The following is a 22492-nucleotide window of genomic DNA, read 5'->3' as shown; positions in this document are numbered from 1 at the left end:
CGGCGTCAGCGCTCCTGTCAGCGCTTTTTCTTGGCCGGCGTGCCGCCGCGCTTCTCGCGCACGACCTGCTTGCCCGCAGGCACCTTCACCACGTTCTTGCCGCGCGCCGTGTTGACCTGGGCGGGAGCGCCGCCACGCTTGGTGGGAGCCACTGCCGCCGCTTGCGCATGGCCGCGCGCCACCGCCACGCCCGCGCCGACACGGGCTGCCGGAGCCGCGCGAACCGGCAGGTACACGACCACGCTGTAGCCGCGCTTGAACGCGTGGTTGGGCTTGACGTCGTTCCACTCGGCCACGTTGGTGGGCTTGAGGTTGTAGCGGCGCGCGATGCTCGTCACGCTGTCGTTGCGCCCGGCCTTCACGGTCGTGCGGCGATTGACGATCTCGGGCTGGAAGCTCAGGTGGCCGCCATCGGCCACCACGGCCGCGACGTCTTCCTTGACGCGCGCGCCGCGCGGCACGATGAGCGTCGAGCCGGCCTTGATGAGCATGCGCGGCGGCACGTTGTTCATCGCGCGCAGGTCGCTCTCGCTCATGCCCGAGCGCTGGGCGGCGTCGGCCACCGTCATGGTGTTGGGCACGACCCAGGCGGTCCAGCTGGCGTACTGGCCTTGCGAGTAGGCGTCGAAGTTGCGCTGGAACACGGCCGCGTTGTCCCAGGGCAGCAGGATCTGCGGCGTGCCTGCGGCGATCAGCACGGGCTTGTGCGCGGCGGGGTTGAGGGCGCGGAAGTCCTCCAGGCGCACGTCGGCCAGCTTGGCGGCCAGCTCCACGTCCAGGTCGCGCGTGAGCGTGACGGTCTGGAAGTACGGGTGGTTGGCAATCAGCGGCAGCTCGGCGTTGAAGGCCTGCGGGTTGGCCACGATGTTCTTCACCGCCTGCAGCTTGGGCACGTACAGCCGGGTTTCGGCCGGCATGTTGAGGTCGCTGTAGGTGGTGGGCAGGCCCGCGCGCTGGTTCTTCGCGATGGCGCGGCTCACGCTGCCTTCACCCCAGTTGTAGGCGGCCAGCGCGAGCTGCCAGTCGCCGAACATGCCGTAGAGCTTCTGCAGGTAGTCGAGCGCGGCGCGGGTGGAGGCCACCACGTCGCGGCGGTCGTCGCGGAAGATGTTCTGCTTCAGGTCGAAGTCGGTGCCGGTGGCCGGCATGAACTGCCACATGCCCGCCGCACGCGCGCTGGAGACGGCCTGCGGGTTGAACGCGCTCTCGATGTACGGCAGCAGCGCGAGCTCGGTCGGCATGTTGCGCCGCTCGAGTTCCTCGACGATGTGGAACATGTACTTGTTCGAGCGCTCGGTCATGCGCTGGATGTAGTCGGGGCGGCTGGCATACCACTGCTCGCGATCGCGCACCAGGTCGCTCTCCAGGTTGGGCATCTTGAAGCCGCGGCGGATGCGGTCCCACATGTCGGCCGGCGGGGCCAGCGTGACCACGCTCTGCGAGTGGGCCTCGCTGCTGGACAGGGGAGAGAGGGCGTCGCGCGGATAGACGGGGGCCGCGCTGCCGGCGACCTTGGCGCCGGTGCCGCCGGCGGTGGTGCCGGCCTTGGGGGAAGAGGAGGAAGAGCTGTTGTCGGTAGGTGCCGCGCAGCCTGCGAGCACCAGGGAACCTGCAAGGCAGGTGGCAGCGAGAAATTTCATCGGAAGTCGTTTTTCCATTGGCGCAGTGCGGCGAACACATCGGCTTCGGCCGCGTCGGCGGAAAGCTCGGCATGCGCGCGCACCGCTCGAAGGACAGTGGCTTCGCGGCTGCGAAGAAAGGGGTTGATCAGGCGTTCGGTCGCCAGCTGCGAGGGCAGTGTGGGCTGCCCCTGCGCGCGCAGGCTTTCGCAACGCGCGTTGTAGTGAGTCAGATCGGCATTGCCCGGTTCCACCGCGCGGGCGAAACGCAGGTTAGCAAGTGTGTATTCATGGGCGCAGCACACGCGCGTGTCGCCGGGCAGCGCAGCGAGCGCATCGAGCGACGCGAGCATCTGCGCGGGCGTGCCCTCGAAGAGGCGGCCGCATCCGCCCGAGAACAGCGTGTCGCCGCAAAAGAGCAACGGCGTACGGCCTTCAGCGGCCGGAAGAAAGTAGGCGATGTGGCCCGCGGTGTGGCCCGGCACGTCGATGACCTCGAAGCGCAGGCCGAGCGCTTCGGCGGCGTCGCCCTGCACATGAGGCGTGAAAGGCTCGGGGATGCGTTCGCGCGCGGGGCCATGGACCGGCGCCCCCGTGGCGGCGTGCAGCGCGGCCACGCCGCCGGTGTGATCGGGGTGGTGGTGCGTGACTAGAATCGCGGCCAGCTGCAGCTTGTGGTGCGCCAGCGCATCGAACACCGGTTGGGCGTCGCCCGGATCCACGACGATGGCGCTGGACCCGTCGTGCAGCATCCAGATGTAGTTGTCAGCGAAGGCGGGCAGCGGAACGAGGGTCATGAGCGGACAAATTATAGGTTTGCAGGATTGGTTCGCGACCCCCCCGGGACGCTACCTCCTCGCGTGGGAGCAGGCCCAGTTCGACCAGGCGGTGGCCGATGTGTTCGGCTACCACGCGCTGCAGCTGGGCGCGGCCGAGGTCGAGGGCCTGCGCACCAACCGCATGCCGCACCGCTGGCTGGCCCTGAGCGACCCGATGCGGTCGGGCAAGGCGACGCTGCTGACCGACTTCACTGCGCTACCGTTCGCGGCCAACAGCCTCGACCTGGTGGTGATGCCGCATGCGCTGGAACTCAGTCCCGATCCGCACGCCACGCTGCGCGAGGTCGAGCGGGTGCTGGTGCCCGAGGGCCGCGTGGTGATCTGCGGGCTCAATCCGACCAGCCTCTGGGGCATGCGCCAGCGGCGCGCGCACCTGTACCGCAAGCTCGGCCTTGGCGATCTTTACCTGCCCGAGGGCGGGGAGTTCATCGGCTACTGGCGCATGCGCGACTGGCTGCGCCTCTTGAGCTTCGAGGTGGAGTCGGGGCGCTTCGGCGTCTACCGGCCCGCGGTGCGCAGCGATGCGTGGCTCGAGCGCTGCCGCTGGATGGACAAGGCCGGCGAGCGCTGGTGGCCGATCTTCGGCGCGGCGTATTTCCTCGTGGCCGTGAAGCGGGTGCGCGGCATGCGCCTCCTGAGCGCGGACTGGCGCCGGGCCGCGGCACGCGCCACGGCGCCGGTGTCGATCGCCGGCAAGGTGCATCGGCACCGGCCGGACCAGGCGGATTGATTGATTGAATCGAATACAGAGAAACAAGGAAAAGAGAGCTTGAACGAAGTCGTGATCTACACCGATGGTGCATGCAAGGGCAATCCCGGACCCGGGGGATGGGGCGCGTGGCTCAAGTCGGGCGCCACCGAAAAGGAACTGTTCGGCGGCGAACTCAACACCACCAACAACCGCATGGAGCTGACCGCCGTCATCGAGGGCCTGGCCGCGCTCAAGCGCCCCTGCAAGGTGCTGCTCTACCTGGACAGCCAGTACGTGCGCATGGGCATCACCGAGTGGATCCGCGGCTGGAAGGCCAAGGGCTGGATGACCGCCAGCAAGCAGCCGGTGAAGAACGTCGAGCTCTGGCAGCGGCTGGACAAGCTCGTGGCCGAAGGCGGCCACACGATCGAATGGCGCTGGGTCAAGGGCCACTCGGGCGACCCGGGCAACGAGCGGGCCGACATGCTCGCCAACAAGGGCGTGGACAAGGCGCTCGGGCGGATCTGAAGCCGGCGGCGCACTAGCCCGCCATGGCGCTGCGGTAAGGGAGCGGCGGTGTCCTGCGCTCGTTCAATGCGCGCTGCGCGTCCATCGGCCAGTACGGGTTGCGCAGCAGCTCGCGTCCGAGGAACACCAGGTCCGCGTCGCCTCGCGCAAGAATCTCTTGCGCCTGCCGGGCCTCGGTGATGAGGCCGACGGCGCCCGTGCACATGTCCGCAGCGCGCCGGACGTGGCTGGCCAGCGGCACCTGGTAGTTCGGCGCCACCGGAATCTGCGCGTCCGGCTGCAACCCGCCGGACGAGACATCGATCAGGTCGACGCCGTGCCGCTTGAGGCGAACGCACAGGCGCTCCGTGTCGGCCAGCTCCCAGCCCCCCTGGATCCAGTCCGTCGCCGAGATGCGAACGAAGAGCGGCATCTCCGCCGGAATGGCTTCGCGCACCGCCAACACGAGCTCGATGAGCAGGCGGTTCCGACCCTCCGGCGAACCGCCGTACGCGTCGCAGCGCTTGTTCGACAGCGGCGACAGGAACTGGTGCAGCAGGTAGCCATGCGCGGCGTGGAGCTCGACGATCTCGAAGCCCGCTGCCACCGCGCGGCGGGCCGCATTCGCAAAATCGCGCAGCAGGGCTGCGATGTCTGCGGTGCTCGCCGCGCGCGGCGTCGGCGAGGACGGGCTGAACGGCATCTGGCTCGCAGACAGCAGTTCCCATCCGCCGTCACAGGGCGGCAGCGGTGCGCCGCCTTCCCAGGAGGCCCGGCAACTGCCTTTGCGCCCGGCGTGGGCCAGCTGAATGCCGGGGACGGCGCCTTGCCGTTGGATGAAGCGCGCGATCCGTGCCAGCGGCTCGACCTGGGCGTCGTCCCACAGGCCCAGGCAGCCGGGGGTGATCCGCCCCTCGGGCGACACGGCCGTCGCCTCCACCATGATGAGGGCGGCCCCGCCCACCGCGCGACTGCCCAGGTGAACGAGGTGCCAGTCGTCGGCCATCCCGTCGCTGGCGGTGTACTGGCACATGGGGGACATCGCGATGCGGTTGCGCAGCGTGACGCCGCGCAGGGCGAGCGGGGAGAACAGCGTGGCATGGGTCATGCGGCCATGCTACGGGCGAGCCGGTGTTCGGGCGGTTGTCGGATTCGCCAACATGCGGTAAAAATCCGCCAATGTCGAAATCCCCGCCGCTCGTTGTCGCCGTGGTCTACGAGGGCATGAACCTCTTCGAACTCGGCGTCGTGGCCGAGGTGTTCGGCGGCGAGCGCCCCGACTTCGAGCAACCGCTTTTCGGGCTGAAGTTCGCGCAGGCCGAGCCGGGGCCGCTTCGCGCGGTGGGCGGGCTTCAATTGCGCACGCACGGCGGGCTCGGCGTGCTGAGAAGCGCCGACATCGTCGTGATTCCCGGCTGGCGGGACCCGCGGTCCGAGGTGCCGCGGCCGCTGAAGAACGCGCTGGCTGCCGCGCACGCACGCGGGGCCCGTCTGGTCTCCGTCTGCGCGGGAAGCTTCGTGCTCGCGGCCACCGGCCTGCTGGACGGCCGGCGCGCCACGACGCACTGGCGCTACGCCGAACTGTTCCGCGAGCGGTTTCCGCGGGTCGTGTTCGACCCCGATGTGCTCTACGTGGAAGACGACGCGTTGATGACTTCGGCAGGCAGTGCCGCGGGGATCGACGCCTGCCTTCAGGTCGTTCGCCAGTGCTACGGCGCCGACGTTGCGAACACCGTGGCGCGTGCGATGGTGACCAGTCCGCATCGCAACGGCGGCCAGGCGCAATACCTCGCCCAGCCTTTTCCGGCGCGCGCTGGCCGTTCCCTGGCGCCGTTGCTCGAATGGGCGCGGCAGCACCTGGCCGAGCCCATCACCGTCACGACGCTGGCCGCGCGCGGCGCCATGAGCGACAGGACGCTGCTTCGTCGGTTCATCGCCGAAGTGGGCATCGCGCCCAAGGCGTGGCTGCAGAACGAGCGGATCATGGCCGCGCAACGGCTTCTGGAGTCGACCGCTTCGTCGCACCAGAGCGTGGCGCAGGCGGTGGGTTTCGCGACCTTGGCTGCGTTTCGCAAGGCGTTCGCGCAATCGACGGGCCTCTCGGCGACGGCCTACCGCGAGCGGTTCAGGGCGTAGGCGGCGCGGCGGCTAGATCGCGCCGTCGAACATCATCACATCGACCTCTTCGCCGGCGGCGACGTGGCCCTGGTCGTGATGCAGCACCACGAGCCCGTTGGCTTCGACCATCGAGCTCAGAACGCCCGAGCCCTGGTTGCCCGCGACGCAGACCTCGGGCAACGACCCCGGCACGGCCTTGACGAACCCCCGTTGGTATTCGGTGCGGCCGGCCTTCTTGCGGATGGGCCCGGTGCTGCGTGCGCGCAGCATCGGCGGTGGCGCCGAGGCCGCGTCGTGGCAGCCCATCATGCGAAGCAGCGCGGGCCGAACGAAGGCCAGGAAGGTGACCATCACGGCCACCGGATTGCCGGGCAGGCCGAACAACACGGCGGGGCCTGCGGCTTCGGCACCCTCGCGTGGAATCAGGCCCACGGCCAAGGGCCGGCCAGGGCGCATCGCGACGTGCCAAAAGGCCATCTCGCCGACTTGCTGCATCACCTCCCGCGTGTGGTCTGCCGCGCCCACGCTTACGCCGCCGCTGGTGACGATGGCATCGGCTTCGCGCGCGGCGCGCTGCAGCGTCGCGGCCAGCGTGGCGGGGTCGTCGTGCACGAGGCCCAGGTCGATCACTTCGCAGCCCAGGCGCGCAAGCAGGCCGAAGACGGTGTATCGGTTGGAGTCGTACACCGCGCCTTCGCGCGGCGGCTCGCCGATGCACAGGATTTCGTCGCCGGTCGAGAAGTACGCGACGCGCAGCTTCCGAAGCGCAGCCACGCCGGGCAGGCCGAGGCTGGCCACCATGCCGAGGGCGGCGGGCGAGAGCCGTTCGCCGCGCCTGAGGGCCGGCTGGCCTTTCATGAGGTCTTCGCCCGCGAAGCGGCGGTTGTCGCCACGGCGCAGCACGCGGTCGGGGAAGCTCACGACGTCGCCCTCGACCTGGCAGAACTCCTGCGGGATCACGGTGTCCAGGCCCGCCGGCATCATCGCGCCGGTCATGATGCGCACCGCATCGCCCGGGGCCAGCGCGCCGCGCCAGGCCGTGCCCGCGAGCGCGGTGCCCACGACGCGCAGCTTGATGGAGTGATCGGCCGGGGCGTCCGTCGGGAGGACGGTGCCATCGAACGCGTAGCCGTCCATCGCCGAGTTGTCGTGCGGCGGCACGCTCACGGGCGAGACGATGTCTTCGGCCAGCACGCGGCCGAGCGCCTCGCGCAGCGACACGCTCTCGCGCTGGGTGACGACCAGGGGCGCGACCAGCCGGGCCAGGAAGGCCTGGACGGCATCGACGCTCAGCGTGTCGGTGTCATGGCCCGGGAGGGCGGCGGCGATGTCGGCGAGGCTGCTCATCGGGCTCATCGGGCTCATCGGGCTCATCGGTTTTGGAGTGCTTGCAATTCGGCGAGCGTGTTGGCGTTGAAGAAGGCTTCGGGCGAATCGCCGGGCCGGTCGAAGGGAACGAGCACGGTGCGGTGTTGCGCAGTCCACGCCTGCACCTTGCGGTGGCCGGCGTCGGTAAAGCGCTGCAGGCTATCGCGCAGGCTCGTGCGCAGCAGGCAGAAGACGGGCTGGGGGCGTAGCCCGGGCCCGCCATCGCCTTCGGAATCCGGGGCGCTGACCATGGCGATTTCCGCGTCGGCGGCGGCCAGCGCTTCGGACAGGCGCGCCGCCAGGTCGAGCGGGAAGAGCGGTGTATCGCAAGGCACGGTGAGCAGGAAGGGCGTGGCGCAATGCGCGAGGCCCGTGAGAAAACCTGCGAGCGGCCCCGGGTAGTCAGCGAGGCTGTCGGCCCGCACCGGAATGCCGAATGCTTCGTAGGCCGCGAGATTCCGGTTGGCGTTGATGATCGCCTGGCCGACCTGCGCGCCCAGCCGGCGCACCGCGTGCAGGGCGAGCGGCTCGCCGTTAAAGGTCTGCAGGCCCTTGTCGACGCCGCCCATGCGGGAGCCGCGTCCACCGGCCAGCACGAGGCCCGTGATTTCGGCAGGCGCGATAGCGGGATGCGCGGGCATGGCGGCAGCCCGCGTCATCCGCCGATGTAGCTCATCTCGACGCGGCGCGGCGCCTTGTCGTTGGCGTCGCCGCCGTCAGCGGTGTGGTTGGCGGCGTGGTCGGGGCCGCGCAGTGCGCGCAGCTCGGAATAGCGGTCGGCCCGGCCTTGCCAGATGTGGCCGATGGCCGAGGAGATGTCGACGTCGCTGGCGGCGCCGCGCAGCAGCGGGCGCAGGTCGTGGCCGGCGCTGGCGAAGAGGCACAGGTACAGCTTGCCCTCGGTCGACAGGCGCGCGCGGCTGCAGTCGTGGCAGAAGGCTTGGGTCACGCTGCTGATCACGCCGATCTCGCCGCCGCCGTCGGCATACGCCCAGCGCTGGGCGGTTTCGCCGGGGGTGGTGGCTTCGAGCGGCACCAGCGGAAACTCCTCGGCGATGCGCGCGATGACGTCGGCCGAAGGCAGCACCTCGTCCATGCGCCAGCCGTTGGTGGCGCCCACGTCCATGTATTCGATGAAGCGCAGCACCACGTTCCCGCCATGGTGCTCGCGGAAGTAGCGCGCCATCGGCAGGATCTCCTGCTCGTTGGTGCCGCGCTTGACCACCATGTTGACCTTGATGGGCCCCAGGCCCGCGGCCTGCGCCGCGTCGATGCCGGCCAGCACGTCGGCCACCGGGAAATCGACGTCGTTCATGTGGCGAAAGACCGCGTCGTCCAGGCTGTCCAGACTCACGGTCACGCGCTGCAGGCCGGCGGCCTTGAGCGCTGCAGCCTTGCGCGCGAGCAGCGAGCCATTGGTGGTGAGGGTGAGGGCCAGCGGCTGGCCGTCGGGTGTGCGGATCTCGGCGAGCTGCTCGATCAGCGCCTCGATGTTCTTGCGCAGCAGGGGCTCGCCGCCGGTGAGCCGGATCTTGCGCACGCCGTGTGCGGCGAACAGGCGCGCCAGGCGCGTCATTTCCTCGAAGCTCAGGAGCGCGCTGTGCGGCAGGTACTTGTAGTCCTTGTCGAACACGTCCTTGGGCATGCAGTAGCTGCAGCGGAAGTTGCAGCGGTCGGTCACGCTGATGCGCAGGTCGGTCAGCGGGCGGCCCAAGCGGTCGAGCAGCAGGCCCGTGGCGGGCACGGCGATGTCCGGCACAGCCACGGCGGGTGGCGCGCGGCCGATCTGCGAGATCGGGATGACGGTGCTGCTGCTGTTCTTCATGGCTTCGAGGGGCGGGGGGCCGATTTTGCGCCAGGCCTCAAGGACCTGTCGGGCGCGGGCTATACGGCAGGCTACTTGATCACGGCCGCATAAATCATGTCCCGGGTCAAGGATCTGTAATGTGTCCGGTATTTCGGCGACTGCAGCATCAGCACGACGAACATCTCGTTCTTCGGGTCCACCCACATGTAGGTGCCGCCCGCGCCGCCCCAGTTGTATTCGCCGCCGGCCGAGGGGTAGGGCGCCTCGCCGTCGTTGCGGCGCACCGCAAATCCCAGCCCGAAGCCGTAGCCCGGGCCCGGCAGGTAGAGCGGGCCGGGCACGATGCCGGCGCCCGCGTTGGAATGGTCGGCGGTCATCAGCGCGAGGGTGCGCGGGCCCAGATAACGCTTGCCGTCGAGCGAGCCGCCGTTCAGCAGCATCTGCAGGAAGCGCGCGTAGTCGCCGGCCGTGGACACCAGCCCGCCGCCGCCAGATTCGAGCTTGCGCACGACGCGCGGGTCGTTCAGGTCGGCGCCCACGCCGAAGCTGCGGTCGGTGGGAAGCGGCTCGGCGATGCGCGATTGGCGGTCCGGCTCGGGCACGTAATAGGTGGTGTCCTTCATGCCCAGCGGATCGAAGAGGCGCGCCTTCTCGAACTGGTAGAGCGACTGGCCGGACACGACCTCGATCACGCGGCCCAGGATGTCGGTCGACTGGCTGTAGTCCCAGGTGGTGCCGGGCTGGTAGGCCAGCGGCAGCTTGGCCAGGCGCTGCGAGAACTCGGCGTTGGTCGGGTCGTTGGCGCCCAGGCCGGCTGCGTTGTAGGCCTGCTTGACCAGCCCCGGTCCGAAGAATCCGTAGGTGAGGCCCGAGGTGTGCCGCATCAGGTCCTGCACGGTGATCGGCTTGCGCGCGGGCACCGTTTCGAGCACCGGCTTGCCATCGGCGCCTGGCTTTTCGACGCCGACGGTCATGCTGGCGTATTCGGGCAGATAGGTCGAAATCGGGTCGTCCAGCTTCAGGCGGCCGTCTTCCACCAGCATCATCGCGGCCACCGTGGTGATGGGCTTGCTCATCGAATAGATGCGGAAGATGCCGTCGCGCTGCATCGGCGTGCCTGCCGCGGGGTCGAGCTTGCCGACCGGCTCGAACCACGCCACCTTGCCTTGCCGGGCCACCAAAAGCACGGCGCCCGGGATCTTGCCGCTGGCCACGTCGGCCTTGAGCACGTCGGTGAGCATCTGCAGCCGCTCGCTCGAAAGCCCGACCCGTTCCGGCGTGGCGGTCGGCAGCGATTGCGCCGCGGCGAGCAGCGGTGCGGCCAGGCTCAGGCCGAGCACGGCCGTGCGCAGGGTGCGCTGGAAGAATTTCATGGTCTTGTCTCCGTCCTGTCGTTGATGAAAGTCGGCATGACGGTCTTGGCGCCGTCTGGGGAAGTCGATTGGCGGGGCGAGGCTAGCCCCTGCAGAGCTTCAGGTTCGTGCGGCTCGCGCGGACCACGGGCAGGATGTCCTCGCCGTCGGCGGGCGGGTAGGCGTCCTTCACGCCCTGGTCGGTGCGGGCGGCGTCTTCGGCCAGCGGCTCCAGGGTCTTCAGGCACCCGGCGCGGTCGCCGAGCCTGAACTGCGTGATCGCCAGGTCGTTGCGCACGCGGCCGGTGGTGATCCAGTCGAGCGTCTTGCTGCACTCGCCGAGCACGGGGGCGAGCGTGGCCTGGGCGGCAGCGAAATCTTTCGCGTCGTACTGGCGCTTGAAGGTCTTGCGCGAGGCGGCCACGGCCTTGTCGGTGCAGGCGGGGCTGGGCTTGAGGTAGGTGCCCTCGAACGAGGCGCGCGCCCCGCAGCTCTGGCGGCAGTCGTCCGAGCCGTTGGAGCTGACCTCGACCGAGCTGCCCTTGAGGGTGAAATTCACCACGCACCCGGTGTCGTCGATCTTGGATTTGCCGCGGACGATGGTGCCGTCGAGCGAGCAGAGGTGGGCGTTGGCGCCGATGGTCGAGATGTCGAAATGCCCGTTGGGCTTGATGCGCAGCGAGCCGGCGCCGCCCTCGTAGATGTAGTCCCCCGCCGGCGGGGTCGCGGTCTGCGCGCCGGCGAGGGCTGCGCCGAACGCCAGCAGGAAGGTCGGCACGAGGGGCAGGATGCGGTGCAATTTCATCGGTGCAAAGCCTTTCGGTGGACGCCGGGGCAGTGTATAGGGCTCGTTTCGTCATGTGACCGAATCTGGCGTGTTTGCGCCATCCGATTGGAAGATGTCTTGACGTGGACAATGAGAATTACTATTATTTGGACGCCTGATTACGCAGCACGTCGACCACGCAAAGGGCTCTTCAACCAAGGAGCTTTCGAACGTGCCGTACACCCTGCCACCCTTGCCCTATGCCTTCGATGCGCTCGAACCGCACATCGACGCGCAGACGATGGAAATCCACCACAGCAAGCATCACCAGACCTACGTGAACAACCTCAATGCGGCCGTCAAGGACACGCCGCACGAAGGCACGCCGGTCGAGCGACTGATCGCCGATATCGACCGATTGCCCGAGGCGCTGCATGCGCCGGTGCGCAACAACGGTGGCGGCCATGCCAACCACAGCCTGTTCTGGACCGTGATGGCGCCTGTCGGGCAGGGCGGCGGCGGCACGCCCACAGGCGAGCTCGCCATCGCCATCGACACCGACCTGGGCGGCTTCGATGCCTTCAAAGAAGCCTTCACCAAGGCCGCCCTCACGCGCTTCGGCAGCGGCTGGGCTTGGCTCGTGGTCGCCAAGGGCGGCAAGCTCGCGGTGGAAAGCAGCGGCAACCAGGACAGCCCGCTGATGCACGGCATCGGCTCGGGCAACACGCCGATCCTCGGGCTGGACGTGTGGGAGCACGCCTACTACCTGAAGTACCAGAACCGCCGCCCCGAATACATCGCGGCGTTCTACAACGTGGTGAACTGGGCCGAGGTGGCCCGGCGCCACGCCGCCGCCCTGACCGGCGCCTGAGGACATCACCCATGAACGACGAGCCGCAACACCCCCTGGGCACGGTAGCCACGGTACGCCCGCGGCCGACGCCCTCCGTTCGTGAATGGATCGGGCTGGCCATCGTTGCTGCCGGCGCGCTGGCGCTGGTGTCGCAGTTCTGGCAGTTCGTTCGGTCCGACCCGGTGGTGTGGAACGCCTTGCTCGGCGGCTCGGTGGCCGCGCTGGCGACCGCGCTGGGCACGCTGCCGGTCGTGTTTTCGCAAAAGCTGCCAGAGCGGCTGCAGGACACGCTGTTCGGTTTCGGCGCGGGCGTGATGCTGGCGGCCTGCGCCTTCTCGCTGATCATTCCGGGCCTCGACGCTGCGAAGAGCATCGGCGTGTTCGGCGGCGGCAGTTGGGCCGCGGGCGGCGTGATCGGCACGGCCATCCTGCTGGGCGGCCTCGTGCTCATGGTGATGGACCGCGTGCTGCCGCACGAGCATTTCATCAAGGGGCGGGAAGGGCAGTCGGCGAAACAGCTGCGGCGCACATGGCTCTTCGTGTTCGCGATCGCGCTGCACAACGTGCCCGAAGGCCTGGCGATCGGCGTGGGCTACGCGGGCAACAACGGCCTGCGCGCGGACGCGCTGGCCACCGGCATTGCGATCCAGGACGTGCCAGAGGGCTTGGTAGTTGCGGTGGCGTTGCTGGCGGCGGGCTACAAGCGCTGGTTCGCGGTGGCGATCGGCATGGCGTCTGGGTTGGTCGAGCCGCTGGGCGCGGTGCTGGGCGCTGCGGTCGTCGGCCACTCGGCGCTGTTGCTCCCGTGGGGGCTGGGCTTTGCGGCGGGCGCGATGCTGTTCGTCATCAGCCACGAGATCATTCCCGAGTCGCACCGCAAGGGGCACGAAGCCTTTGCGACCAGCGGGCTGATGCTCGGCTTCGTGCTGATGATGCTGCTGGACACCGCGCTGGGGTAGTGGGGCTCCCCTGAGCTTCGCGCACGTCGTGTTGCTTCTCTAACCCCTTCGCCGGGGGCGACACCTGCGGGCCGTCAAAGCCGGTTCCGCGCTACCTCCAGTAAGGACTCGCGCCCCTCAACCGTGCTTGACGGCTACGGTCTTCAGCGTGGTGAACCCATACAACGCCTCGAAGCCCTTTTCACGGCCGTAGCCCGAAGACTTCACGCCGCCAAAGGGCAACTCGACGCCGCCGCCCGCGCCGTAGTTGTTGATGAACACCTGCCCGCTGCGCACGCGCCGGGCCATGCGGAACTGGCGCGAACCGTCGGCCGTCCACACGCCGGCAACGAGGCCGAACTGGGTGGCGTTGGCGAGCGCCACCGCTTCGTCTTCGTCGGCGAACTGCATCGCGGCGAGCACCGGGCCGAAGACTTCTTCCTGTGCGAGGCGATGGCCGACCGGCACGTCGCGCAGCAGCGTGGGCGCCTGGTAGAAGCCGGTTTCGGGCGCTTCCTCGACGACGATGCCCTGCGCCACCATCGGGATGCCAGCATGTTGCGCGTCGCTCAGGAAGTCCCACACGCGCTGCTGCTGCGTCTGGCGAATCAGCGGGCCGACGTCGAGGTCCATCGCCGCCGGGCCGACGCGCAGCGCTTCGAAGGCGTGGCCCAGGCGCTCGAGCAAAGGCTCGTAGATGGCGCGCTGGATCAGCACGCGCGAGCCGGCCGAACAGGTCTGGCCGGCGTTCTGCACGATGGCGTTGATGACCACGGGAATCGCCGCGTCAAGGTCGGCGTCCGCAAAGATGATCTGCGGGCTCTTGCCGCCCAGCTCCAGCGTGACCGGGCAATGCCGCTCGGCCGCCACCTGCTGGATCAGCGTGCCGATCTTGGGGCTGCCGGTGAAGCTGATGTGGTCGATGCCTTCGTGCCGCGCGAGCGCGTCGCCCACTTCGTGGCCGTAGCCGGTCACGATGTTGAGCGCTCCCGCCGGAAAGCCGACTTCGGCCGCCAACTGCGCCACGCGGATCAGCGAGAGGCATGCGTCCTCGGCCGGCTTCACCACGCAGACGTTGCCTGCGGCAAGTGCACCGCCCACGCTGCGCCCGAAGATCTGCATCGGGTAGTTCCACGGAATGATGTGGCCGGTGACGCCGTGCGGCTCGCGCCACGTGAAGACGCTGTAGCCGTCCTGGTAGGGAATGGTCTCGCCGTGCAGCTTGTCGCAGGCGCCGGCGTAGAACTCGAAATAGCGCACCAGCGCCACCGCGTCGGCGCGCGCCTGCTTGACGGGCTTGCCGCAGTCGCGCTGCTCGATCAGCGCGAGCTCGTCGACGTGCTCGGCGATCTTCTGGGAGAGCTTGTAGAGCAGCCGGCTGCGGTCGGCCGCGCTGACCTTGTGCCACACGCCCTCGAAGCAGTCGCGCGCGGCGCGCACGGCGGAATCGATGTCGGCGGCGTTGCTGCGCTGGATGTCGTCGAAAGGCTGGCCGTCGGACGGGTCGATGACCGGTAGGGTGCGGCCGGAGGCGGAGGGGACGTCGGCGTTGGCGATGTAGTTGAGCTGCATGGGGCGGGATTTTGCGCGAACGCGAAAAAGCCGTGGCCTGGGCGTCTACTGTCCTGGCGCGGTCAGGAAAATGCGGCCTAGCAGATTTACTTAGTATTTAAGTACTAGAAAACCGAAGTGCCTCGCGAAAACCCAGTCCAGCGTGGAAAAAGCACGAGACCGTGAGCGTCTTCACGGAGGAAACAAGGGATACATGCGGATACGATATGAAGTGGTCAGGTCGCAGAACTCGACTTGGATGGGCTGTATCGGCGTGAGGGGCGATGCAGATGTGGAGAAGTCTTACTTAAAACACGAAGGAAACGTACTGTGGCGATCATCGACGGCACTCCCGGAAACGATACTTTGGTTGGAACCCCCGGTTCGGACGTCATTCACGGCGGCGCCGGGAACGATCTCATCGACGGCGGCGCCGGCAACGATGTCATCTACAGCGATGCAGGGGACGACGACATCTGGGGTGGCCAGGGTAACGACATCATCACTGGCAATAACACCGGTGCAGTCATCGTTCACTACAACGACGGCCCCGCTGGCGTCAGCGTTGATCTCCGGTCCGGCACTGCGACGGATGGCTGGGGTAATCGCGACACGTTGTCTCAAATCTACGCAGTCGTCGGTTCGGACTTCAACGACACGCTGACTGCGTTGGGTGCCACGAGTTCTGTCTACCTCAATGGTGGGAACGGCGACGACAAGATCACTGGCGGCTGGGGCAACGACGCGCTGGTCGGCGGTGCGGGCAACGACGTCATTGACGGCGGAGATGGGATCTTCGGCACTGCGAATACTGCTTATGGCGCGGTCTACCGCCTTTATCAGGCGACCCTTGGCCGAGAGCCCGACGTCGGTGGCATCGAAAGCTGGGCGGGGGCCCTCAAGACGGGTACGGCCCTGAAGACCGTCGCTGCGGGATTCGTGGGCTCCGCGGAATTCCAATCTGTGTACGGTGCTCTGAACAACTCCCAGTTCGTGACGTTGCTCTACCAGAATGTGCTGGGTCGTGCGCCGGATGCCGGAGGGCTCGCATCCTGGGTCCAGGCATTGAATGCCGGCACTTCCCGTGCGGATGTGGTCGTCGGCTTTTCTGACTCCAGCGAATTCAGGAGCACGACGTCGACTGACGTCGACGCCTTCATGACTTCAAAGTTCAGTGCGGAGCACCAGGGAGCGGTTTATCGCCTCTATAAGGCCACCCTGGGCCGCGAGCCCGATGGCGGCGGCCTGGTCAGTTGGACTAACACCCTGGACAACGCCAGCCAGACTATCCAGGCAGTCGCACAGGGTTTCGTTGGATCCGCAGAGTTCCAGAGCACCTATGGCACGCTGAACAACAGCCAATTCGTGTCGCTGCTCTACCGCAACGTGCTGGGTCGTGATGCGGATGCAGGTGGGTTGGCTGCTTGGGTCAATGCGCTGAACAATGGAACGAGTCGTGCAAGTGTGGTGGTGGGTTTCTCCGACTCCCCGGAATTTCGTTCAACCACTGCCCCAGGGCAGGCCACCTACATGGCATCGACCTTTGGGAGCTGGAGCGACGATCTGCGCGGCGGCTCGGGGAGCAACACGCTTCTGGGTGGCCGCGGGGCAGACACTTTCATCTTCGATTTTGCGAACCCGGGCAACGACCAGGTTTACGGGCTTGAGAACGTCGACACGTTGAGATTCACTGGCGGCTTTGGCTACAACAGTGCTGCCGACGTCCTGAGCCACATGACGCAGAACGGCCAGAATGTGGTCTTCACCGATGGCAACCAAAGCATCACGTTCCACCACGCAACGCTCGCCCAGCTGTCGCAGGCCAACATTCAACTGACTGCGTGACGTAGCTAACGCGTCGCCATTGCACTGCCTGCGCTGCAGGGCGACGCGGCGCCCCGATTGAGAAAAGAGCTTGGACTGCTTTGGACCAGAAGGCCATGGAAGAGGGGGGCGCAAGCCAGTCGCAGCAGGCCTTGAATAGTCCTGGCGGCGCTGGCACGTCGGCTCAGCCCGGGGGGGCTTCTTTCCCAGCACTCCAGGGCCTCTCAGCCTTGCAGCCGATCGTTGCATTCTTCTCCCTGGAGATGAGCGTCCAGGCGTTGGGCCAGGCGATGGGCTGGCGGCCTGAAACCCCCATCGGCGTTCAGGAGCTGCAGCATGCAGCGCGGCATTTGGGGCTCGTGTCGAAGCCTCTGCAAGTCCGGGACCGCCCCTCACGCAAATGGCCGCTCCTCCAGCAGCGCGGCGGGGCTCGGTCACTCCCCATTCCCTGCGTGATCACCAGTGCCGATGGCAATGTCGTCACCGTGGTTGCACGACGCGAGACACGCGGTGCACCTGCAGGGCCGCGCCCGGGCGTCGCGAGCGAATCGGGCGCGGCTGATCCAAAGCTGCCTTCGGAAGAGCTGCTGCTCTGGGTGCCCCGAACCTCGAAGTTCACGTGGGTCTCGATGGCTGACCTGGTTGGAAGCCATGGGGAAAACGGTGTCCTCCCCGTCATCCGTTTCCGCCAGCCCCTGCAACTCGGTGCCGCCAGCGGTGCGCCCTCCCGGCGTTTCGGTCTCGGGTGGTTCGTGCCGGTGCTCTGGCGCTATCGCAAGCCATTGGGACAGGTGCTGCTCGGCGCATTCCTGCTTCAACTGGTGGCGTTGACGACGCCTCTGTTCAGTCAGGTCATCATCGACAAGGTGCTGATGCACAAGAGCTTGTCGACCTTGCATGTTCTGGGTATCGGCATGGCGGGCCTGATCGTCTTCGAGGCCGTCACCAACACGCTGCGCGGGTACATGCTTGCCCATACGTCGGCCCGCCTCGATGCGGGCTTGTCGAGCGACCTCTTTCGCCACGTGCTCAGCCTGCCCATCCGCTACTTCGAGCAGCGCCAGGCTGGCGACACGCTGGCCCGCACGCGCGAGCTCGAGAACATCCGCAGCTTCTTCACAGGCGGCGCGCTGACGACGTTGGTCGACGGGCTCTTCATAGGCATCTTCATCGCGGTGATGCTGCTCTACAGCATCAAGCTGACCATCGTCACGCTCATCGGCTTGCCGATCCTTGCTCTTGTCACGCTCGTGGCGCAACCCATTTTCGCGAGGGCGCTGCAGACGAAGTTCGACCGCAGCGCGGAGGCCGGCAGCTTCATGGTCGAGAGCATCCAGGGGATCCATACGCTCAAGAGCCTGGCGCTGGCGCCCATGTGGCAGCGCAAGTGGGACCTGCTCGCCGCCCGGCAAGTGGCGGCTGGGTTCGATGTCAGCAAGCTGGGCAACGCGGCGCAAAGCATTTCGCAGGCGGTCCAGCGGATGCTGACCCTGGCGGTGCTCTGGGTCGGCACCACGCTGGTGATGAACAACGACCTCACCGTCGGTGGGCTCATCGCGTTCCAGATGCTGGCCGGGCAGGTGCTGCAACCCGTGTCCCGCCTGGTCGGTCTCTGGCAGAACTTCCAGCAGGTCAAGCTGTCGGTCGACCGCATGGGCGACCTCATGAATGCGCAGCCGGAGCCCACCAACACGGGGGTCCAGGCCATGCCGCCGCTGAAAGGGCGCGTCGAGTTGCAGTCGATTCATTTCCGCTACCAGGCAGAAACGCCGCTCGTGCTGAACGACGTGAGCCTTCTCCTGGAGCCCGGCGAAGTGGTGGGCATCGTGGGGCGCTCCGGGTGCGGCAAGTCGACGCTCACAAAGCTCATCCAGCGGCTCTACGGCATGGAGGCTGGACGCGTGCTGGTCGACGGCCACGACATCGCGCATGCCGATCCGCAGCAGTTGCGTCGGCAGATTGGCGTCGTGTTGCAGGACAGTTTCCTCTTCAGCGGGACAATCGCGGAAAACATCGCCGTCGCCCATCCGGGGATGTCTTTCGACCGCATCGTCTTTGCGGCGCAGCAGGCGGGGGCGCACGAGTTCATCACCGCCTTGCCGCAGGGTTACCAGACGCCAGTGGGCGAGCGCGGTGCCCTTCTGTCCGGCGGGCAGCGCCAGCGGATCGCGATCGCCCGCGCACTGACGGGCGACCCACGCATCCTGATCCTGGACGAAGCCACCAGCGCGCTGGACGTCGAGAGCGAACAAGCCATCCAGGCCAACATGGCGCAGATCTGCCGCGGCCGCACGGTCATCATGATTGCCCACCGTCTCTCCACGCTGCGTCATTGCTGCCGCATCGTCGTGCTCGACAGCGGCAAGGTGGTGGAGCAGGGCGGACTGCAGGAACTCATCGCACAACAGGGCGAATTCGCCAGGCTCTGGGCCATGCAGCAGCACGAGCCGGGCGCCGGTGTTCGCAAGAATCTGGCAACGCATCGTGCCGAGCGGCGCGGCAACCCTGCGGAGACCGAGGCATGAGTACCGTGCTCTCCTCCAAGGAACGGGCGTTCCACAGCCCGGCGCTCGCCATCGAGGAAACGCCTCCGGCGCCCTTTGCCAGTGGGCTGATGTGGGCGCTGGCCGTGCTGCTGCTCGGCGCCATCACCTGGGCATGCATCGGCGAGATCGAGATCGTGGCGACGGCGCCCGGCCGGCTGATTCCCGATGGCAGGGTGAAGGTCCTGCAGACGATCGAGCCGGCCCTCGTGCGCGCCATTCACGTGCGCGAAGGCCAGCGCGTCAAGGAGGGCGACCTTCTGATCGAGCTCGATCCGACGCTGTCGCAGGCCGATCTGTCCAGCAGCCAGCAGCGGCTGCAGCAGAACCAGCAGCAGATGGCGCGGCTCATGGTGGAAATGAAGGGGCAGCACCTGCCCATGTCCGCTTCGGGTGCCGGCGCCAGCGGCGCGCGGACTCCCCCAGCGCTGACCCCCGACCAGATGGCCACGATCCAGGCCCGCGAAGCCGCCTTCGAGGCCAAGCTCGCGGAAGCCAAGGCGTCGGTGGATGAAAAGACCAAGGCCCTCAGGGCGGCTGAGTCGACGCACACGAAGCTGCGCCTGAACCTCGGCCTGGCGACCAAGCGCTATCAGCAGAGCCTGGCGCTGGTCAAGGAAGGCTTCTTCAGCGAAGGCGAGCGCCTCAAGCAGGAACAGGAAGTGGTCGGCCTGGAACATGACCTCGCAGCTCAGAGCCAGACGCTGGCCCAGCTCGCCGCGGGGCTGCAGGAGGCACGCTTCCGGCAGGCGGCCGTGGAGCAGGAGCGCAAGGTGCAGATCCTTGCCGAGGTCGAGCAGGCCAGCCGCGAGGGTGCGAGCCTCCAGGCCGAGTTCGACAAGGCTCAGCAGCTCAACGGCCTCAAGACGCTGCGCGCGCCGGTGTCAGGCGTGGTCCAGAGCATCGGCGTCACGACGCTGGGGAGTGCGGTGGCGGCCAATCAACCGCTCCTGACGATCGTGCCCGAGAACACGCCGTTGATCGCCGAGGTCCTGCTCAGCAACAACGACATCGGCTACGTCAAGATCGGCCAGCCTGTCGAGGTCAAGCTCGACAGCTTTCCGTTCACGCAGTACGGCGCGGTGGTGGGCACGGTGAAATGGATCAGCGCGGACGCCGAGTTCCAGAACCCGCAGGCGCTCGACAAGCAGACGGGCACCGGCCAAGCCGCGTCGAGCAATCGCAACTTCGACAGCAGCAATTCGGACCAGCGAACGAACGGCCTGGCCTACCGGGTACAAGTCGCTCTTGCCGGGCCTGACGCCAGCATCTGGGTCAAGGGGCACGCGCAACCGTTGCAATCGGGCATGAGCCTGCAGGCGGATATTCAGACCGACAAGCGCCGGTTGATCCAGCTGGTGCTGAACCCGCTGGAAAAGGGCTGGAACGAAGGCGTCCGGGTCAGGTAGGGCCTGAACCTGCCACCTTGTTGTTCACTTCGCCGCCGTGGCTTTCGGCAGCGCCCGCACCGCATTCAGCATGCGCTCCACATGCTTGTCCGGATTCAGGTTCTGGTAGTAATAAGCCACCTTGCCGTCCGTCGAGATCACATACGACAGCCGGTTGGCGAAATCCGGGCGGGTCTGCATGAGCGCGTCGAAGCCGTTGATCACGGTCTTGGCTTCGTCCGATGCCACCGGGAATCGGCTCTGGCAGGACTTGACCGAGAACTTCGAGAGCGTGTCGATGTCGTCGGCCGAGACGCCGATCACGGTGGCGCCCAATGCGGCGAACTGATCGACAGCCTCGGCGAAGGCGTGGGCCTCGATCGAGCAGTCGTTGGAGTCGGCGGCCGGAAAGAAGTACAACACCACCGGTCCCTTGGCGAGCGCGTCGGCCAGCGAATAGCGGAATGTCTTGCCCCCCAGCGCGGCGTTGGCGGTGAACTTGGGCACAGGGTCGCCGATGTCCAGGGCAGCCCAGGCAGGGTTTGCAAGCGCGGAAAGTGCGGAGATGGCGGCAAAGGCCGTCATCAGCGCGATGCGTGAGAGGATCGGTCGGGCCATGATGTAACTCCGTGCAGGTGTGACGTGAATTCTAGGACGGTGCACCTTTCGCAAGAGAGAAATGAAACTGACACACCCCGGCCGGCGTACTTATTGCAGCGACTGAAAAATCAAAAGACGGGAATCATCATGAACGGCTGGGATCGACTTTGGCGCGTGGCGCTCGCGGGCTTTCTGCTGGCAGTGCTCGCTGCCTGCGGCTCGCTGCCGCCGGCAAAAGACCGACCCGCCGAGCACGCGGACTCGGCCGATCCATCGACCAGGCTCTCGAAGATCGTGGCAGCGTCCACCCCGCCTGGCGAACATTCGGGCTTCCGGCTGATGCCGCTGGGCGTCTATTCGCTCGATGCGCGCATCCAGCTCGCGCAGCGCGCCCAGCAGTCGCTGGTGGTGCAGTACTACCAGCTGGAAAATGACGCCGTCGGCCGCCTGCTGCTGCGCACGTTGCGGGAAGCAGCGGCGCGTGGCGTGAAGGTGCGGGTGCTGGTGGACGACCTCTACACCGTCAAGAGCCAGCAACTGCTGCTGGCGCTGTCCGAAACACCGAACGTGCAGGTGCGGCTTTACAACCCGTTCTGCTGCGGCCGCAACGGTTTTCTCTCGCGCTTCGCGGCCTCGCCCTGGGAGATCGTGCGGCTCAACCACCGCATGCACAACAAGCTCTTCATCGCCGACGGTGCAATGGCGGTGGTGGGCGGGCGCAACATCGCCGACGAGTATTTCGTGTTGAGCGAGGCGCAGAACTTCATCGACATGGACGCGCTGGTGGTGGGCAAGGTGGTGCCGCAGCTCGAATCCATCTTCGACGCCTACTGGAACAGCGTGCAGGTCTGGCCCATCGCCGACATCGTGAGGGGCGAGGGCGGCCGCACGCCCGGCAGCGCCGAGTTCGACGACTGGATCGGCATGGCCGCGCCGCCACCGAAGATCGTGCTGCCGCCGTCGGACATCCTGGGGTATGGCCCGATCGCCGAGGAGCTCGACGGCGGCCGCATGGGTCTCCTGTGGGGCGAGGCGCGCGCCATCGCCGACCCGCCGACCAAGCCCGCGACCATGACGGCCGACGAAGCCATCTCCACCAGCGTGACGATGAAGGTCTGGGGTCTCTTGATGGACGCCAAGACCGAGGTCGACCTGACATCGCCGTACCTCGTGCCGGGCGAGCGCGGCATGGCGGCGTTCGACGACCTGGCCAAGCGCAAGGTCAAGCTCACGCTGCTTACCAACTCGCTGGCTGCCAATGACGAGCCGCTGGTGCACACCGGCTATGCGCGCTACCGCGAGCGGCTGCTGCAAAGCGGCGCCGACCTGTACGAACTGAGCCCGCAGCGCACCAGCAAGGGCGAGCGTTTCGGCATGTTCGGCAAGTCGCTCGGCCGGCTGCATGCCAAGACCGCGGCGATCGACAAGACGCGCATCTTCATCGGCTCGATGAACCTGGACCCGCGCTCGGCCAGCCAGAACACCGAGATGGGGTTGGTGGTCGACAGCCCCCAGCTGGCGCGCGAGATGCTGCGCATCATCAATATCAGCAAGCTGCAGAACTCCTATCGCCTCAGGCTGGCCAAGGACACCGGCACGCTGCAGTGGCTCACCACCGACGGCGAGAAAGAGGTAATCCTGACCTCCGAGCCCGAGTCGGGCTTCTTCCAGCGCTTCTACAACATGCTCATCGCACCCATCGTTCCCGAGATGCTGTTGTAGCCTCGG

General features: G+C 67.2%; 19 protein-coding genes. 9 read left to right on the top strand and 10 right to left on the bottom strand.

Annotated elements, in window-relative coordinates:
- Positions 1-17: 17 nt before the first annotated feature.
- Both RT97_RS00195 and gloB read right to left on the bottom strand, forming a co-directional pair.
- A complete protein-coding gene (locus RT97_RS00195) occupies positions 18-1640 on the bottom strand; it encodes a transglycosylase SLT domain-containing protein (RefSeq protein ID WP_042576763.1) in 1623 nt (540 codons plus the stop codon).
- Positions 1637-2416, bottom strand: a complete 780-nt coding sequence (gene gloB, locus RT97_RS00190) for a hydroxyacylglutathione hydrolase (protein WP_042576762.1) — start codon at positions 2414-2416, stop codon at positions 1637-1639. The genes RT97_RS00195 and gloB overlap by 4 nt, the downstream gene beginning before the upstream one ends.
- 19 nt (positions 2417-2435) lie before the next feature.
- Between gloB and RT97_RS00185 the strand changes: the two genes are divergently transcribed.
- Complete coding sequence (locus RT97_RS00185; protein WP_042576761.1) at positions 2436-3188, top strand: class I SAM-dependent methyltransferase; 753 nt, start codon at positions 2436-2438, stop codon at positions 3186-3188.
- 39 nt (positions 3189-3227) lie between these two features.
- Complete coding sequence (rnhA, locus tag RT97_RS00180) at positions 3228-3677, top strand: ribonuclease HI (protein ID WP_042576760.1); 450 nt, start codon at positions 3228-3230, stop codon at positions 3675-3677.
- Between the two features lie 13 nt (positions 3678-3690).
- Here rnhA and RT97_RS00175 read toward each other — a convergent pair whose 3' ends face one another.
- Complete coding sequence (locus tag RT97_RS00175) at positions 3691-4764, bottom strand: NADH:flavin oxidoreductase/NADH oxidase (protein ID WP_042576759.1); 1074 nt, start codon at positions 4762-4764, stop codon at positions 3691-3693.
- A 71-nt stretch (positions 4765-4835) separates the two neighbouring features.
- Here RT97_RS00175 and RT97_RS00170 point away from each other — a divergent pair, with 71 nt between their 5' ends.
- Positions 4836-5792: a helix-turn-helix domain-containing protein gene (locus tag RT97_RS00170; protein WP_042576758.1), complete on the top strand. Its 957-nt coding sequence runs from the start codon at positions 4836-4838 to the stop codon at positions 5790-5792.
- A 12-nt stretch (positions 5793-5804) separates the two neighbouring features.
- Here RT97_RS00170 and moeA read toward each other — a convergent pair whose 3' ends face one another.
- The 5 genes from moeA to RT97_RS00145 form a co-directional block, all read right to left on the bottom strand.
- Positions 5805-7121 (bottom strand): molybdopterin molybdotransferase MoeA, encoded by a 1317-nt coding sequence (gene moeA / locus RT97_RS00165; RefSeq protein WP_042576783.1) that lies wholly within the window; start codon positions 7119-7121, stop codon positions 5805-5807.
- Positions 7122-7144: 23 nt separating this feature from the next.
- A complete protein-coding gene (gene mobA, locus RT97_RS00160) occupies positions 7145-7783 on the bottom strand; it encodes a molybdenum cofactor guanylyltransferase MobA (RefSeq protein ID WP_042576782.1) in 639 nt (212 codons plus the stop codon).
- A 14-nt stretch (positions 7784-7797) separates the two neighbouring features.
- Positions 7798-8967, bottom strand: a complete 1170-nt coding sequence (gene moaA, locus RT97_RS00155; RefSeq protein ID WP_042576757.1) for a GTP 3',8-cyclase MoaA — start codon at positions 8965-8967, stop codon at positions 7798-7800.
- Between the two features lie 71 nt (positions 8968-9038).
- The gene (locus RT97_RS00150) at positions 9039-10322 is read right to left on the bottom strand and encodes a serine hydrolase domain-containing protein (RefSeq protein ID WP_042576756.1); all 1284 of its coding nucleotides are present in this window, start codon (positions 10320-10322) and stop codon (positions 9039-9041) included.
- A gap of 82 nt (positions 10323-10404) precedes the next feature.
- Positions 10405-11106, bottom strand: a complete 702-nt coding sequence (locus RT97_RS00145) for a hypothetical protein (protein ID WP_042576755.1) — start codon at positions 11104-11106, stop codon at positions 10405-10407.
- A gap of 193 nt (positions 11107-11299) precedes the next feature.
- On the opposite strand from RT97_RS00145, the gene RT97_RS00140 reads away from it, so the two are divergent.
- Positions 11300-11938, top strand: a complete 639-nt coding sequence (locus tag RT97_RS00140; protein ID WP_042576754.1) for a superoxide dismutase — start codon at positions 11300-11302, stop codon at positions 11936-11938.
- Between the two features lie 11 nt (positions 11939-11949).
- Positions 11950-12879 (top strand): ZIP family metal transporter, encoded by a 930-nt coding sequence (locus RT97_RS00135; RefSeq protein WP_253278091.1) that lies wholly within the window; start codon positions 11950-11952, stop codon positions 12877-12879.
- Between the two features lie 117 nt (positions 12880-12996).
- Here the strand turns inward: RT97_RS00135 and RT97_RS00130 are convergent, their stop codons facing one another.
- Positions 12997-14430 (bottom strand): aldehyde dehydrogenase family protein, encoded by a 1434-nt coding sequence (locus tag RT97_RS00130; RefSeq protein ID WP_042576753.1) that lies wholly within the window; start codon positions 14428-14430, stop codon positions 12997-12999.
- A gap of 309 nt (positions 14431-14739) precedes the next feature.
- On the opposite strand from RT97_RS00130, the gene RT97_RS00125 reads away from it, so the two are divergent.
- From RT97_RS00125 to RT97_RS00115, 3 genes are all read left to right on the top strand, one after another.
- Entirely contained in the window at positions 14740-16254 is a 1515-nt protein-coding gene (locus tag RT97_RS00125; RefSeq protein ID WP_042576752.1) for a DUF4214 domain-containing protein, read from the top strand.
- A 209-nt stretch (positions 16255-16463) separates the two neighbouring features.
- Entirely contained in the window at positions 16464-18758 is a 2295-nt protein-coding gene (locus RT97_RS00120) for a peptidase domain-containing ABC transporter (RefSeq protein WP_172672132.1), read from the top strand.
- Positions 18755-20185: an HlyD family type I secretion periplasmic adaptor subunit gene (locus tag RT97_RS00115; RefSeq protein ID WP_042576751.1), complete on the top strand. Its 1431-nt coding sequence runs from the start codon at positions 18755-18757 to the stop codon at positions 20183-20185. Before RT97_RS00120 ends, RT97_RS00115 begins: the two co-directional genes overlap by 4 nt.
- Before the next feature lie 24 nt (positions 20186-20209).
- Here the strand turns inward: RT97_RS00115 and RT97_RS00110 are convergent, their stop codons facing one another.
- Positions 20210-20782, bottom strand: coding sequence for a peroxiredoxin (locus RT97_RS00110; RefSeq protein WP_042576750.1), 573 nt, complete (start codon positions 20780-20782; stop codon positions 20210-20212).
- 129 nt (positions 20783-20911) lie between these two features.
- Between RT97_RS00110 and RT97_RS00105 the strand changes: the two genes are divergently transcribed.
- A complete protein-coding gene (locus RT97_RS00105; protein WP_042576749.1) occupies positions 20912-22486 on the top strand; it encodes a phospholipase D family protein in 1575 nt (524 codons plus the stop codon).
- The last annotated feature ends 6 nt before the right edge of the window (positions 22487-22492 follow it).

It is taken from the genome of Variovorax paradoxus (assembly GCF_000834655.1).
Lineage (GTDB): Bacteria > Pseudomonadota > Gammaproteobacteria > Burkholderiales > Burkholderiaceae_C > Variovorax > Variovorax paradoxus_F.
The sequence above is the reverse complement of the archived record's forward strand: the minus strand, read 5'-3'. Positions and strand labels throughout refer to the sequence as shown.

Bases quoted from the DNA above. Each gene is read 5' to 3' on its own strand.
- RT97_RS00195 (WP_042576763.1), bottom strand. From the start codon at position 1,640: ATGAAATTTCTCGCTGCCACCTGCCTTGCAGGTTCCCTGGTGCTCGCA.
- gloB (WP_042576762.1), bottom strand. From the start codon at position 2,416: ATGACCCTCGTTCCGCTGCCCGCCTTCGCTGACAACTACATCTGGATG.
- RT97_RS00175 (WP_042576759.1), bottom strand. From the start codon at position 4,764: ATGACCCATGCCACGCTGTTCTCCCCGCTCGCCCTGCGCGGCGTCACG.
- RT97_RS00170 (WP_042576758.1), top strand. From the start codon at position 4,836: ATGTCGAAATCCCCGCCGCTCGTTGTCGCCGTGGTCTACGAGGGCATG.
- moeA (WP_042576783.1), bottom strand. From the start codon at position 7,121: ATGAGCAGCCTCGCCGACATCGCCGCCGCCCTCCCGGGCCATGACACC.
- mobA (WP_042576782.1), bottom strand. From the start codon at position 7,783: ATGCCCGCGCATCCCGCTATCGCGCCTGCCGAAATCACGGGCCTCGTG.
- moaA (WP_042576757.1), bottom strand. From the start codon at position 8,967: ATGAAGAACAGCAGCAGCACCGTCATCCCGATCTCGCAGATCGGCCGC.
- RT97_RS00150 (WP_042576756.1), bottom strand. From the start codon at position 10,322: ATGAAATTCTTCCAGCGCACCCTGCGCACGGCCGTGCTCGGCCTGAGC.
- RT97_RS00145 (WP_042576755.1), bottom strand. From the start codon at position 11,106: ATGAAATTGCACCGCATCCTGCCCCTCGTGCCGACCTTCCTGCTGGCG.
- RT97_RS00135 (WP_253278091.1), top strand. From the start codon at position 11,950: ATGAACGACGAGCCGCAACACCCCCTGGGCACGGTAGCCACGGTACGC.
- RT97_RS00130 (WP_042576753.1), bottom strand. From the start codon at position 14,430: ATGCAGCTCAACTACATCGCCAACGCCGACGTCCCCTCCGCCTCCGGC.
- RT97_RS00115 (WP_042576751.1), top strand. From the start codon at position 18,755: ATGAGTACCGTGCTCTCCTCCAAGGAACGGGCGTTCCACAGCCCGGCG.
- RT97_RS00110 (WP_042576750.1), bottom strand. From the start codon at position 20,782: ATGGCCCGACCGATCCTCTCACGCATCGCGCTGATGACGGCCTTTGCC.
- RT97_RS00105 (WP_042576749.1), top strand. From the start codon at position 20,912: ATGAACGGCTGGGATCGACTTTGGCGCGTGGCGCTCGCGGGCTTTCTG.